General features: G+C 39.1%; 12 protein-coding genes and 1 riboswitch. Of the genes, 5 read left to right on the top strand and 7 right to left on the bottom strand.

Translation table 11 applies throughout. The annotated features are described in order from the left end of the window. Positions 1–221: 221 nt before the first annotated feature. The gene (locus JNO66_RS03555) at positions 222–1,094 is read right to left on the bottom strand and encodes an HAD family hydrolase (protein WP_203086819.1); all 873 of its coding nucleotides are present in this window, start codon (positions 1,092–1,094) and stop codon (positions 222–224) included. A 213-nt stretch (positions 1,095–1,307) separates the two neighbouring features. Between JNO66_RS03555 and JNO66_RS03550 the strand changes: the two genes are divergently transcribed. Continuing rightward, positions 1,308–1,472: an aspartyl-phosphate phosphatase Spo0E family protein gene (locus JNO66_RS03550; RefSeq protein WP_203086818.1), complete on the top strand. Its 165-nt coding sequence runs from the start codon at positions 1,308–1,310 to the stop codon at positions 1,470–1,472. A 70-nt stretch (positions 1,473–1,542) separates the two neighbouring features. Next, positions 1,543–1,723, top strand: a riboswitch (Lysine riboswitch). A 118-nt stretch (positions 1,724–1,841) separates the two neighbouring features. Next, a complete protein-coding gene (dapA, locus tag JNO66_RS03545; protein WP_203086817.1) occupies positions 1,842–2,732 on the top strand; it encodes a 4-hydroxy-tetrahydrodipicolinate synthase in 891 nt (296 codons plus the stop codon). 61 nt (positions 2,733–2,793) lie between these two features. On the opposite strand, the gene JNO66_RS03540 is transcribed toward dapA, so the two are convergent. From JNO66_RS03540 to gltB, 6 genes are all read right to left on the bottom strand, one after another. Next, positions 2,794–3,720 (bottom strand): DMT family transporter, encoded by a 927-nt coding sequence (locus JNO66_RS03540; RefSeq protein WP_203086816.1) that lies wholly within the window; start codon positions 3,718–3,720, stop codon positions 2,794–2,796. A 32-nt stretch (positions 3,721–3,752) separates the two neighbouring features. Next, positions 3,753–4,124 (bottom strand): kinase-associated lipoprotein B, encoded by a 372-nt coding sequence (locus JNO66_RS03535; protein ID WP_203086815.1) that lies wholly within the window; start codon positions 4,122–4,124, stop codon positions 3,753–3,755. 30 nt (positions 4,125–4,154) lie between these two features. Further along, positions 4,155–4,424, bottom strand: coding sequence for a hypothetical protein (locus JNO66_RS03530; protein ID WP_203086814.1), 270 nt, complete (start codon positions 4,422–4,424; stop codon positions 4,155–4,157). A gap of 141 nt (positions 4,425–4,565) precedes the next feature. Beyond that, positions 4,566–5,204: a YpjP family protein gene (locus JNO66_RS03525; RefSeq protein WP_203086813.1), complete on the bottom strand. Its 639-nt coding sequence runs from the start codon at positions 5,202–5,204 to the stop codon at positions 4,566–4,568. Positions 5,205–5,246: 42 nt separating this feature from the next. Further along, positions 5,247–6,734, bottom strand: a complete 1,488-nt coding sequence (locus JNO66_RS03520) for a glutamate synthase subunit beta (RefSeq protein ID WP_203086812.1) — start codon at positions 6,732–6,734, stop codon at positions 5,247–5,249. Positions 6,735–6,803: 69 nt separating this feature from the next. After that, entirely contained in the window at positions 6,804–11,399 is a 4,596-nt protein-coding gene (gene gltB, locus JNO66_RS03515) for a glutamate synthase large subunit (protein WP_203086811.1), read from the bottom strand. 572 nt (positions 11,400–11,971) lie between these two features. Here gltB and JNO66_RS03510 point away from each other — a divergent pair. From JNO66_RS03510 to JNO66_RS03500, 3 genes are all read left to right on the top strand, one after another. Beyond that, complete coding sequence (locus JNO66_RS03510; RefSeq protein ID WP_203086810.1) at positions 11,972–12,985, top strand: toxic anion resistance protein; 1,014 nt, start codon at positions 11,972–11,974, stop codon at positions 12,983–12,985. A gap of 41 nt (positions 12,986–13,026) precedes the next feature. Continuing rightward, on the top strand, positions 13,027–13,941 hold the full coding sequence (locus tag JNO66_RS03505; RefSeq protein WP_203086809.1) for a hypothetical protein: 915 nt from the start codon (positions 13,027–13,029) through the stop codon (positions 13,939–13,941). Positions 13,942–14,085: 144 nt separating this feature from the next. Beyond that, entirely contained in the window at positions 14,086–15,084 is a 999-nt protein-coding gene (locus JNO66_RS03500) for a DUF2777 family protein (protein ID WP_203086808.1), read from the top strand. Positions 15,085–15,101 lie beyond the last annotated feature (17 nt).

Here is a 15,101-nt window from a genome sequence, read left to right as displayed (position 1 = left end):
CAGCTGAATGTAAGACGCCTAATGTTATGGAAGATTTCAAACCGTTACTCTTTATTGTACCATAAGAATGCACCACATACAAGATGTATCTATGTATTATCATGCGCACATTCAATAGATACCCGTATCATTTCACTTGTAAACCATTACGCGTGTTCATGTATCGTACTCCAACAAAAAAACAGGCACTCCTTGTTGGGAAATGCCTGTTTTAAATCCGACTATGCTTTTTTTAAATTTGTGTACGTATAAATGGCATTAGCCACGCCATGTTCATCATTTGTCTCCGTTTGATACGTACATAACTTCTTTACTTCGTATGCAGCATTACCCATAGCTACAGGGTATCCTGCTACTTTCATCATTGAAAGATCATTTAAATTATCGCCTAGTGCCATGACTGACTCCATCGGAATACCCGCATGCTTTGCATAAGCTTGTAAGGCGATTCCTTTTTGAGCATCAATTGCATTTATTTCTAGGTTCCCCCTTGCCGAGGCTGTCACCGCTAAATATGGGTTTTCCTTTAATTCTTCTTCTACTTGATCTAATATGACAAGGTTCGTTGAAAAAGCTAATAATTTTAATATGGCATCAGAAGAATCTGTCAGAACGGTTTCAAATTGATCAACAAAGGATATCGATCCATTTTGTATTCGTTTGTTAGCCATCCGCTGCATCTCAATTTGAGTACCTACAGCTCCTTTAATTGTTTCCATAAGTTGTACGATGACATCCATTGCTTGTTCTTTACTCTCACTATATGTGCCCGACTGTAAATATAATTCAAAATAGATTGCGTGTTCACGGAGAAGCTTCATCGCTTTCATTGCTTCCTCATAAGGTAGTGGTTTTACATCAGCTACACTTCCCGCCGCATCCCACGTTTCAGCGCCATTTATACTAATAATAGGGCAAGTTAAACCCGCCTCATCTAATGGCTCTTGTGCTTCTTCCTTACTTCTACCAGTAGCAACGATTACTTCGATTCCCTCGTTTTGTGCCGCCTTTATAGCCCTTATATTCTCTGGTGACACCTTTTTTTGGTCATTTAATAACGTTCCATCCATATCAGTCGCAATCAATTGTATCATAACATCCTCCTTGTCTCACTTTTTCTATTTTATCGCTCTTGGTAGGTAAGTTCAAATATCAGACAGATAAACGTGTCGAATTCTAACTTTTTCTAGGGACTTCTGACATTCTTCGTAGAATCCCTTCCACTGTTGGGAAAATTGGGTATACTTGTTTTGAGGTAATTTTTATTCAATTTTGCTATTATTCTTTACGTTAGTTGAGGTGAATATATGAAGTATCAAGAAATTGAATGGAAACGTCGACAAATGTTTTTATTAGCTGAAAAGTATGGTATGACGTCAGAACGTACGATACGATGTAGTCAGGAGTTAGATCTACTTTTAAATGATATTCAACATAGACTTCCATCAAATGGCCCCACCTCCATTCGATGAAAATGTTTGCATTCAGGTCTTCTATTTGGTATGGTGAACTTAATAAAATAAATCTTTACTTCAATCTTGAAGTGAGGGTAGAGGTGCAAAGACTATCAGTAATTTTGTGGAAGAGAATGGGCTCTGTTGAAACAAAATGAAAGGGGAATTTGCCGAAGTGTTAGGTCACTCATGACCCTGCGCTGGGTCTGTATTTAATAGATACAGAACTGTCATATAGTCTTGTGACTATATGGGGGGCTATCGTAAAATTGGTATGGGTTTACGTATCACCATGCAGCAATGAGTCCCTGTCATTGTTGTTTTTTTGTGATTTTAGATTCTGCCCACTAGTATAGTCAACACAACACAGAATCGAGGGTGATCAATATGAATTTTGGAAAAGTAATAACAGCAATGATAACACCGTTCAACGAGTTTGGACAAGTTGACGTCGAAGCGACTGAGCGATTAATCGAACATCTAATTGAAAATGGTTCAGATGCTCTCGTTGTTGGTGGAACCACTGGAGAATCTCCAACTCTAACAACAGAAGAAAAAAAACTTGTCTTTAAAACAGCTGTCCAAGTAGTGAACGGACGAGTTCCAGTTATTGCAGGTACGGGATCAAATAATACACAGGCATCGATTGAATTAACCAACGAGGCAGCTTCTATCGGTGTTGACGCTGTAATGCTTGTAGCACCTTATTACAATCGTCCAAGTCAAGAAGGACTGTACCAGCATTTTAAAACCATCGCTGACTCCACTAAACTTCCCGTTATGCTTTATAACGTACCTGGCCGTTCAGCTATCACGATTGATGTTGAAACAACTTTAAGGCTCGCACAAATTCCTAACATTGTATCAATGAAGGAAGCAAGTGAAGATTTAGATGCTATGGCATTATTGATTGATCAGGCACCAGCTGGCTTTACTGTTTATAGCGGGGATGATAGTTTAACGCTTCCAGTACTCGCAATAGGTGGTGCAGGTGTAGTATCAGTGGCTTCTCATATTTTCGGTAAAGAAATGCAGCAAATGGCTACATTGTTTGAAGGTGGTAAAGTTCAAGCTGCTGCAAGAATGCACCGTCAGCTTCTACCTGGGATGAAAGCTTTATTTGCTGCTCCAAATCCGGTACCAGTTAAAGCAGCGCTTGAAATGTATCATATTAAAACGGGCTCTGTACGGCTACCTCTGCTGCCTCTTACAGCAGAACAAGAGCAATCGTTGCGTGAAACACTTGAGCCTATCTGGAGTGCAACAATCGTAAGTTAATTGTATGAAAAAAGGACGAAGGAACTGTAATCAGTTCCTTCGTCCTTCTTTAAATGAAACGTTAGCGACTTTTCATTTGTCTATGTGCGTTTGTCTTCTTTCGTTGCTCAATGTACCCTGTACCAAATAACACCCCTGCCACGATCAAAACAAATCCACACCACTGGTACCATAAGATGGTTTCATCTAATATGATTGCTGAACAAACTACACCGAAAAACGGAACAAAATTCAAAAAGATTGCGCTTTTACTAGCACCAATTCGACTGATAGATGTATTAAATAGCAATTGACCTGCAGCAGTAGAACAAATGGCAGAGAAGCCAAAGATTGCGTATAAGGTTGGTGTACCCATTGTAAAGCGCTCAAACCCGCTCGGTTCAATGACAAAGCTACATATAAAAAGAATAAGGGCTCCAATTAATAAGGTAAGTGTAGTGACCTGCAAAGCGTTTAAGGTTTTAGAAGCCTTTCGAATAAAGAGAAAACTGATAGCTTGAACGAGAACAGCAATGAGAATATACACTGACCCAGTTCCAAACTGACCAACTCCTCCTTGGACAAATAATACTCCTAAAAAGGCTAATCCAATCCCAAGAAACGTCCATTTCGTAAACGACTCTTTCAGAAAAAGAATGCTGCATATAGCCGTTGCAACTGGCACAAGTCCTAAAAGTAAAACTGCAGTTGACGCTTGAATACTTTGAAGTCCAAAAGCTAAAAACAAATGGTGTGCAAAAACACCTAATCCCCCACCAGCTATAACATAAACCCATTCAATTCGGCTTAATTTCTTCGCCTTTTTTAAGAAAAGAAGTCCCAATAACAAGACAAACCCAGCTGTTCCTATCCTCAAGGCTGTCATCGTAACCGGCGTAAATGATGTCACGAGAATTTTTAAACAGACAATATTTACGCCCCATAATAAAGTGGCAATCATAACTAAAACATAATGTATAAATAGTCCTTGCTTTGCCGTTTCATTCATTCTACTTCCCCACTTAAAAAAACGAGTCGCTTTTATGAAAAGCGATACTCGTTTCTTAATTCGATTAAATTTTGTTGACTCTTCTTTGCCCAATCTGAACCGTCTTCTTCTAACTGTTCATATTGCGTATTCCAAGCATGCTCTAATGAATCAAGATAGGACGGGCATTCTTCATCAAAAGGACGTAAGGTGGATAGTGGTACCCACATTTTCTCAAACTCTGCTAGTGCCTTACGTTCATGAAACAAAGGAACATCTACTTGTTTCGGATTGTGCAAATCCCCTTGTGTAGGGTGCTTTAAAACGGCTCGCACTTTTATTAAAGCTCTTCGATTAGACTCGTCCGTTTCTAATCGTTCACACACATATTTCCCTGTCTTGTAAACCGCACGCTCGAGTGACATACTCTCTCTCCTCTACATTCATCTATGACATTAAAGTCCTGGAATAAGCCAAGTAAAGAGATTCCAAAGAGCATTTGTCAGAGGGACTAAATTTGATTCCGTAAATTCACTTAAATTAGATGTACTCGAAAACGTATCTATAATAACAAGAATAAATGTTCCGAGTAATACAATGATTGTAATTGATAAGATCGTTGCAAGCAGCAGTACATAACCTAATACGATTCGAATGAACCATTTTAACCATATAGGCTTTGGACGTTTGGCATGCTTTTCTTCTTTTGTTGCTTTCGCTTCCACATAAACCCCTCCATCACACGTCTCTATTCTATCGTACCAAAATGGATAGGGAAAAAACATTGTTTTTTTTGTCTAATCCATGAACAGAATAAACCGTTCCCCACGATCATAATTTGATCCTTTGAGAAACGGTTATTTCTTTTATGCTTTCCATAGTGGAGGGACATCTTTCCCCCAATAGATTGAAGCAAGTGGATAATGATGCTCATAGTTATCAGACGCTACATGATAGTGAAAATTAAACCAATGCCCCTGCTTTGGTGGCTGATCTCTCCGCACGTGAAAGCGAATGAGGTCTTCACCCGTTTTTAATGAGAAAACATGAACGATCTTCTCCCCCCGCCCTGAAGCAGGATGATTTGTTACTTGAAGTTGTTCTTGCTCCTCAACTGATAAAGTTGCCATACGTTGCGACAAGGCTTCTTCAAACGACCGTAACACAGTTCCTTCAAACATAGGACTAATACGATCCTCTATCGTGGAACCAAACTTTAAATAACTTTGCTGTTTAGCCTGATCAGTAAATTGTTTAGCTAGTTGCTTCGCATGTTCCTCATCCCGGTGGATATAGTCATGTACATCTGTTGGAAAAACCGAGTGAAACAAGCTATAGTCATGCTCGTTAATTTTGTAGACAAATGACTTTACCGCTTGAGGACCCGTATCACTTTTATCAGATGAAAAAAGAGGAAGTGTGTGAGACGTTTGTTCATAATCTGACAGTCCGAAAGTCATTAGAGCAGACGCTACTAGAAAAAAATGCTTCATCCATCCCAGCACAATCGTTCCTCCTTCCCATTCATGTCAATGACGTGATTACGTTTATGGAAGAGTAGACGAACCCATTAAGTATCGATCGCATTCTCTAGCTGCTTCTCTACCTTCATGAATAGCCCATACAACAAGACTTTGCCCACGACGATTGTCTCCAGCAGCAAAGACTCCTTTTTTACTTGTTTCATATTTACCATACTCTGCATCAATATTTGATTTTTTTGTTGTTTTAAGTTTCATAGATTGAATAATTTCTTCTTCAGGCCCTGTAAAACCAACTGCCAACAAAATGAGATCCGCTTTCCATACCTTTTCTGTTCCTTCAATTGGATGACGGGTTTTCACACCGTTTTCATCAATCGTTGTAGTAACAGAAATCGTATGCAACGCTTTAACATGACCTGTTTCGTCACCTTCAAATTTTGTTGTGTTCACTTGGTAAGCCCGCGGATCTTCACCATATACTGCTTTTGCTTCTTTATGGGCATCTTCGCTTTGATGAATAATTGGGAACATCGGCCATTGATTATCGTCTGTTCGTACGTCAGACTTCATCTTATTGATGTCGAATTGTGTGATTGATTTAGCACCATGTCGTACAGACGTTGTGATACAATCTGCCCCTGTATCACCACCACCAATTACAATGACATGCTTGTCTTTAGCAGAAATATAATTGCCATCTTCAAGATTCGAGTTTAATAGACTTTTAGTATTACTTGTTAAAAAGTCCATTGCATATTCAATTCCTTTTAAATCGCGACCTTCAATTCCAACATTTCTTGGTTTTGTTGCACCAGTACAAAGGATTGTTGCATCAAACTGCTGTTCCATTTCCTTTGTAGTAAGATCTTTTCCAATTTCAATATTTGTTTTAAATTCAATACCTTCTTTACGAAGAATATCTACGCGACGCTCTACTATATGGTTCGCTAGCTTCACATCCGGAATACCGTATGTTAATAAGCCTCCAATTCGATCCTCACGCTCAAAAACAGTCACTAAGTGACCTGCTTTATTTAATTGCGCTGCAGCCGCAAGTCCAGCTGGACCTGACCCAACAACAGCAACTCGTTTACCAGTTCGTTTAGCAGGAGGTTCTGGAATAATCCATCCTTCGTTGAACCCTTTTTCAACAATACTAAACTCGATATTTTTAATTGTAACAGCTTCATCGCTAATTGCAACCGTACAGGAACCCTCACATGGAGCAGGACAAACTCTTCCTGTAAATTCAGGAAAATTATTTGTTTTATGCAAGCGTGTAAGAGCTTCTTTCCATTTCCCACGATATACAAGATCATTCCACTCTGGTATTAAGTTGTATACCGGACAACCGATCTCACCTGAGCCAACCATTGACGTACCCGCTTGGCAAAATGGAATTCCACAGTCCATACATCTTGATGCCTGTTCTTGAAGAACGGGATCAGGCGTTAAAATAGTGAACTCTTTCCAATTTTTAGTGCGTTGAAACGGATCTTTTTTGGTTGGATTCTCTCTCTTGTATTCTATAAAACCTGTTGGCTTCCCCATCACTCTCAACTCCAAATCCCATTAAGTATCACATGTTTAACAAAATGGGACGCATACGCGCCCCTTTGCTTATTTTCCACCTACTCTAGACTTATCGCTTTTGTTTTCTTCAAATGCTACCATGATGGCTTCATTTTCAGGAACACCGTCTTGTTTCACACGATCAATGGCTTCGAGCATACGCTTATAATCCTTTGGAATGACTTTAACGAATAGCGCCACAAACTCTTCCCAATTTTCTAGGATTCGTTTTGCTTGGTAACTGCCTGTCAAGCGTACATGCTCTTCAAGCAACTGTTTTAGCTCTTGTTGATCTGCTTCTTCAACAACGTCTTCAAGTAGTACCATTTCTTGATTACAACGAGAATGGAATGTTCCTTTTTCATTTAACACATATGCGACGCCACCAGACATACCAGCTGCGAAGTTTCGTCCATATGATCCGATGTTTACTACTACTCCACCAGTCATGTATTCAAGTCCGTGATCTCCTACGCCTTCAATAACTACCTTAGCTCCAGAGTTACGAACTGCAAAACGTTCGCCTGCTATTCCTCTTATATAAGCCTCTCCAGAAGTAGCCCCATAAAAGGAGGTATTTCCTACAATGATACTGTTCTCAGCAATATACGTACTTTCCTTTGGTGGGAATATCGCTAGCTTACCACCAGAAAGACCTTTACCCGTATAATCATTGGCATCGCCCTCGAGTGAAATGGTTACGCCAGAAGGAAGAAACGCCCCAAGGCTTTGTCCGGCAGATCCCTTCAAATCAATTTGAATTGTATCAGTAGGGAGTCCTGCTTTCCCATACTTCTCCGTAATCTTAGATCCAAGTATAGTTCCAACAACTCGATCTACATTTCGCACATCGGCAGATAATCGAACAGACTTCCCTTCATTTATGGCTGGCAAACTTGGCTCAAGAAGCTCACGCATATCAAGAGATAGCTCGAGCTGATGATCTTGTTCTTTTGTCTTGAAATTTTTCTTATGGTTGGCTGGATCCGGCTGGTACAGAAGCGTGGAAAGATCAAGATTCTTCACCTTTTTGTTTTGAACATTCTCTCTCACTTTTAGTAAATCAGCACGACCAATTAAGTCATCTAATTTAGTAATCCCTAGTTCAGCCATGATTTCGCGCATTTCTTCAGCAATGTAACGCATAAACGTTTCTACATGCTCAGGATGACCCATGTATTTTTTACGTAATTCAGGGTTTTGTGTAGCGATTCCGACTGGACAAGTATCCAAGTGACAGACACGCATGACAATACAGCCAAGAACAACTAATGGAGCCGTTGAAAATGCATATTCTTCTGCTCCGAGTAGCGCGGCAACAACAACATCTTTCCCCGTCATCAACTTACCATCTGTTTCAATCGTCACTCGATCTCGTAAGTTGTTTAGTACAAGTGTTTGATGCGTTTCCGCAAGTCCCATTTCCCAAGGTAATCCAGTATGCTTTAAGCTTGTTCTAGCTGCGGCCCCTGTTCCTCCGTCGTATCCACTAATGATAATCCCATCTGCTCGACCTTTTGCAACACCAGCTGCAATTGTACCAACTCCTGTACCTGCAACAAGCTTAACACTTACCTTTGCATTTGGATTTGCATTTTTTAAGTCATGAATCAACTCTGCTAGATCCTCAATCGAGTAAATATCATGATGAGGCGGCGGTGAAATTAATCCTACACCTGGTGTGGACCCTCGAACTTCAGCGACCCATGGATAGACTTTGTTCCCAGGTAATTGACCACCTTCGCCTGGTTTTGCTCCTTGTGCGACTTTAATTTGAATTTCATCTGCATTCACAAGATAATGACTTGTTACACCAAATCGTCCTGATGCCACTTGTTTAATAGAACTTCTTCTTAAATCTCCATTTTCGTCAGGTGTAAAACGATTCGGGTCTTCTCCGCCTTCTCCCGTATTACTTTTACCACCTAAACGGTTCATCGCAATAGCAAGCGTTTCATGAGCTTCAGCTGATATAGATCCAAATGACATGGCGCCAGTTCTAAATCGTTTAACAATATCTTCAACCGGTTCAACTGCGTGAACTGGAATAGGCTGATCGGACTTTTTAAATGTAAAGAGTCCTCTTAACGTTGTTTGCTGCTCAGTCTGCTCATTTATTGATGCAGAATATTTTTTAAATAAATCATACTTCTCATTTCGACATGCATTTTGAAGCATATGGATTGAATGCGGATTGTATTGATGTGGCTCTCCATTACGTCTCCACTGTAAATCATCACCAGGCTCAAGCGTATCTTCTTTTCCTTCAGAAGTTGTAAATGCCAAGTTATGACGTACTAATACTTCCTCTGCAATTAAATCGAGTGTTACCCCACCAATTCTTGATGTAGTCCAAGTGAAATACTTATCGATTACTTCATTAGAAATACCTACTGCTTCAAAGATTTGGGCCCCTCGATAACTTTGAATCGTAGAGATCCCCATTTTTGATAGAACCTTCATTACAGCTTTTGAGGCAGTCTTAATATAACGGTTAACCGCTTCTACGTAGGAGACAGAATCCATTAACTGATCTTGAATCATTTCGTCAATTGAATCAAACACCAAGTAAGGGTTAACTGCTTCTGCTCCATACCCGAGTAATACAGCGTGATGATGAACTTCTCTTGGCTCACCAGATTCAAGTAAAATACTTACCTCTGTACGAGTTCCTTTTCGAATTAATTCATGATGCAAACCCGCAACAGCTAATAATGCAGGAATCGCTGCTTTTGATCGATCTAGCCCTCGATCACTTAAAATAAGTAACGTGTGACCTTCTTGAATTGCCTGATCTGCTTGATCAAACAATTCTTGCATTGCGTTTTCTAATGTGCCTGGCGAGAGACTTGCTTCAAATAAGATAGGTAGAACTTTAGACTTAAAGCCATCTAACTTATTATCACGTAGCTTCGCTAATTCTTCGTTGTTAATAATCGGCATCGGCAAATGAATATGACGAGCGCTTTGAGCGTTCGGTTCAATTAAATTACCTTCTGCTCCTATTGTCGTTCCGAGTGCAGTGACAATTTCTTCACGAATCGCGTCGATTGGTGGATTTGTTACTTGGGCAAACAATTGTTTGAAGTAACTATACAACAATTGCGGCTTTTGTGATAAAACCGCCAGTGGTGAATCATATCCCATTGAACTGACTGGATCTACTGCATCTCTTGCCATTGGCAGAATAACCTTTGAAAGTTCTTCATACGTATAACCAAAAGCCTGTTGTCTAACTCTAGCTTTTGCAAAGTCAGTTTGGTGAACCTCAGATGACTCAAGCATATCTTCAAGTTGAATATAGTTCTCACTAATCCACTCTTCATATGGATGTTCGTTAATCATTTGCTCTTTAATTTCTTCATCTGGAATGATTTTTCCAAGCTCTGTGTCAACGAGAAGCATTTGACCAGGGTGAAGACGTTCCTTATATAAAACATTCTCAGGAGCAACATCCACAACTCCCACTTCGGAAGAAAGAATAATCATGTCATCTTTGGTTACATAGTAACGAGATGGACGAAGACCATTACGGTCTAAACAGGCCCCAATTTGGCGACCATCCGTAAATACAATGGATGTAGGTCCATCCCAAGGCTCCATTAATGTACTGTGATATTGATAGAATGCTTTTTTCTTCTCACTCATCTCAGAATTATTTTGCCAAGGTTCTGGAATCATCATCATGGCAGAATGAGCAAGCGTTCGACCAGATAACGACAAAAATTCAAGTGCGTTATCAAACATAGATGAGTCACTACCATTTTTATCAATAATCGGCTTTAATTTATCAAACGAATCACCGAATAAGTTTGATGCGAACTTCGCTTCACGAGCATGCATCCAATTTACATTTCCACGAACTGTGTTAATCTCTCCATTGTGAATCATATAACGGTTTGGATGGGCTCGTTCCCAGCTAGGAAATGTATTTGTACTGAAGCGCGAATGCACAAGTGCGATCGCTGACTCAAACAAAGGATCATTAATATCTAGGTAAAATTGCCCTACTTGCTCAGTTGTCAACATGCCTTTATAAACAATTGTTCTACTAGAAAGACTAGCAAAGTAAAACGATTCGTCATTTGTTACGAGTGTGATCAGTTCATTTTCAGCTCGTTTTCTTAGCGTATATAATTTCCGCTCAAATTCAAGCTCAGTTTGTATGTGTTTAGGTTTCTTTATAAATACTTGTTGAATGGATGGCATCGATAATCTGGCCGCATTCCCAAGCATTTTATAATTAGTGGGTACATTTCTCCAACCGATGATCTCTAGAGATTCTTCTTTTGCGATCTCATTTACACGTGATACACAAATGCCTCTTTTCTTTTTATCTTGAGGCAGAAATAACATGCCCACGCCGTAATCGCCAGCTTCAGGAAGTTGCATGTCCATCGTTTGACTAATGCTTTCAAAAAAACGATGGGGGATTTGAAGTAAAATACCTGCTCCATCTCCTGTATTTACCTCATCACCCTGACCACCACGATGTTCAAGATTTCGGAGCACATGTAGTGCATCCATAATGATCTGATGAGACTTTTTCCCTTTCATGTGCGCCAAAAAGCCAATGCCACAATTGTCGTGTTCAAATTGCGGATCATAAAGCCCTTGTTTCTTCGGATATCCTGCATTCCGCATAGGCACCCACCTCTCTCCAAAAAGTTATGTCATCAACTCTCCCCGTTTAACTTCGAGTTAATATACAAGTATCCTATCATTTTTCTGACATTTCGGCAAACTCACATTTTAATAGGAGCTCTTATCATTCATGCGACTATTATAGGTTTCTTTCAATTGTTTCTTTTCTGATAAACAAAAAACCAATAATGAAACTGCATATTTATATACAAAAACGGTTTTTCATTCATCGGCATTAATTGTTCTTACGCAGTGGACAGATGTGTTAATACGAACAATTATCGATATTATATAAAAATCATTCATATTCTACAAGAATTTTATTCTTAACGATCCGTCCACTCTTCTCTATTAAGTTAGAGAATATTTTATCAAATATATTCTCGTACGTGTAGTGATATCCCTTAATTAAATATGAAGGAAGCATTCTCCGTCTGCAGAATGATTGTAAAGCAAGGACTATTGCTTCATAATAAAAACAAAGAGATGGCAGTATTTGAAACATTTTGCGTTTCAAATCGTAAACCATATAAACCATTTAATTAGTTACTTTAAACTAGGGGGATTTATAAATGAATGACAACCAATCCAACTCCGTTCCAAGCGAAGTCATACAAAAATATAAACAAGATGAAGACCTTGATAGCTTACTTCAATCCTTACAGTCACTAGGAGAAGATGAACAACGCGAAGCGGGTGAATCATTAGAAGCGTTAAAGCGTCCTGTTCGTGAAATGATGGGCGATGACTCAAGCGCCCTTCCCAATCAGCTACACGAGCTCAGAGAGATGGTATCTATGCTTGAGCCTGATTACTTAAAAGATGGGCAATTTAAAAAATGGGTCGACAAAGTCTTAAGAAGAAATCCAGTTGAACAATATGCAAAGAAATATCAAACGGTTGAGTCTCAGGTTGATCATATTATTGAGGGGCTGTTAACTGGTAAAGATAAACTTGAAGAAGATAACGTCATGCTCGTGCAATTAAAAGGAATTGCCAGAGAACGCATTGAGAAGCTTAATATTCAAATCCAGCATGGTAAAGAGCTACATGAATTATTAGATCAAGAAATGACTTCTGAGGAGTGGAAGGACAATCCAAATGAATTGAAAAAAGGTCAGCTTAAAATAACGACACGCGTAAAAAATATGTCTCAAGCTGTCATGGTCCTTCAACAGTCACTAGCATCTGTTGATTTAATTATCGAAAACAACGAGAAACTAGAAGAAGCGATCTTTAATGCGATCACAATGACAAAAAATATCATTACTGTTACTGCCTCTATTCAATTGGCACTAAATAACCAGCAAAAAGTAATCAAGGCTGTTCGTAATGTAAATGAAGCAACTGAGTCCATGCTATTGTCAAATGCCGCTTTGTTAAAGCAGAACACTGAACAAACACTTAAAACACTCGAGGAACCTGCTATTGCTCTTGAAGCCTTTCGTAAAGCCTATCAAGATGTCTTTGATGCCATTGAGCTAACAGAACAATCAAATGAACGAATTGTGACAACTGGCAAACAATTTATTGAGGAAATGGAAGAACTTAATACAGAAATGAAAACAAAACTGATTGGCAAGTAATGACCCTATCGCACTTGGCCATGGCATAAGGAGGAGTAACTATGCTTAAATCGATACAAGACTCTGCGTTTATGCGTTTTTTTACACCTTCTCATAAAAAAACAATAGACGCCCACCTGCTAAGTGATGATACGACGTCTCGAGTCATTGCCGATACGGAACGTTTTCTTTCAAAATTGGTTGATAAAGCAGATGGACGGAATCAAAAAAGAAACTTACGTCGTAAACAAAAAGAATGGACGATTAAACTTCGAATTCAATACAAGTTTATTAAACTGCAAATTAATGACTCAAAATACTCAAGCTCTCCTGTTCATAAGCGAGTAACCATTACGATTCACCGGAAATATATTAAAGCAGAAAATGGTGTGGGAGCGATCAAAGAAGCCAAAATTTATTTCTTAAAGGATGGCAGATCTCATGTTCGTAGCTTAAAAGACTCTCCGCAATTCAGAGGGATATTTTATCAATTATTCCGACTGGATCATGCCTATGTCCATGGTGGCAAACAAGTGAAAACATCTCTTGAACTGCTGTCTAATCAAGAAAAACAATTAAGTGCATCCTACACAGATGACATCCGCTTACTCGTTGAAGAAGGGAAACGGTACGTAGAGACTGTCAAGCAATTTTCCATTGATGGTCTGATTGAAAATCGCTTAATTCGAATCATTCAGCATACGCAAAAGCTTCAAGATGACTTTCACTTTCTTGATTTCGAAGAACGGCACACCGTAAGAAGAATGCTCCGCGAGGACATCCCAAAATTACTCAATATGTATCTAAGTCTCTCATTAAAGCATCAGCTAGAACAAAAAGAGAATGTGTTTGTCTCGCTTTCTAAAATGGAGTTAACCTTAATTACGTATACCCAGTCTCTTGAGGAAGTTCGTCTTGAACACATGAACCATCTAATTCGACTGCAATCCAAGCGGTATGGGGCAGATAAAAATTAACAGAAAAAAACACGATTATCCTTTAAGGCTTTATCGTGTTTTTTTTGTTCTCTCTTGCGAATTTGGCTTTCACTTGTCATAATAGACTATACTTAGAAACGGAAAAAACGTACGTATTAACGTGTTGAAAAGGTGAGGGTGGCCATGGATCGGATACAGGCACACAAAGCAATAGGAAAAACAGTTATTGTAGATGAAGGTTTGGATGGAACGTACATTGGCGAATTACTTCATGTCATTACTGAACCGAAACGACCTTGGAAGGGCGAAGTTCGAATTGATTCAGTTTTGTCTTTACCAGAAAGTATGTTTACTGAAGGCCAAATTAATGTGAACAAAATGAAATTTAAAGAATCACAAGTGACCGTTGTACCTGGTCAAAAAATTGAGCTAGCCCCAACAGATATGGAACAGGAGACATTCTCTCAATCTATTGCTTCAGGGCTGCGTACAATGTATCAAAAACTCAAAAAAAATCCAAATGGAAAAGAACAATTATTGCTTACTCTTGAGCAGTATATGAATAAACTAAAACCTATGAAGCAACGGGCTGATCGAAGTCAAAAGCCAACCGAAGCTCCTTCAGAATCTTTGGCAAAATACACACTACAATCAAATGAGTCTTCCTTTTATTTTATTAATGACCACGGTGAGATCCTACCATTATCCGGATCGACATTCGAATTCACATGGAATCATCACTCCTCTTGGTATAAAGGGACATATGAATCGAATGGAATCTTTGTCAGTCACGAAGGTCAGCGTTTCACAGCTAAAGAAGGCGACATTTTTTATATGGATGAGCAGCAGTTTAATCCGTTTTATATTTGGAAGCATGAACTAGAACCTGCTGCCTTGCAGGCATTTAAACATAGCTTATCATCTTTTAATATGTCCGAAGATGACCTCGTTCATTGTCACAATGCCCTTCTTCACCAATTACTTGGTAGTCAGGACACAACTTCATTTAAAGGAGTTAGTTTTTTAACATTTACCGCTCCTGATCACTATGTGCTTGTTCAACATCATTTCGAACGGACTTTATTTAAAGATAAAGAAGATGAAATCTATGATCGCTTTGAATTTACGACAGATGCAGGTAAACGCTCTGTTGTGTTCTATTCTAATGCTTTTTCAAAATAAAATAAGTCTACACAAAA

The organism is Alkalicoccobacillus gibsonii, from assembly GCF_016798245.1.
In the GTDB taxonomy this organism is placed as follows: Bacteria; Bacillota; Bacilli; order Bacillales; family Bacillaceae_D; genus Alkalicoccobacillus; species Alkalicoccobacillus gibsonii.
This window is presented reverse-complemented; position numbering and strand designations above follow the sequence as displayed.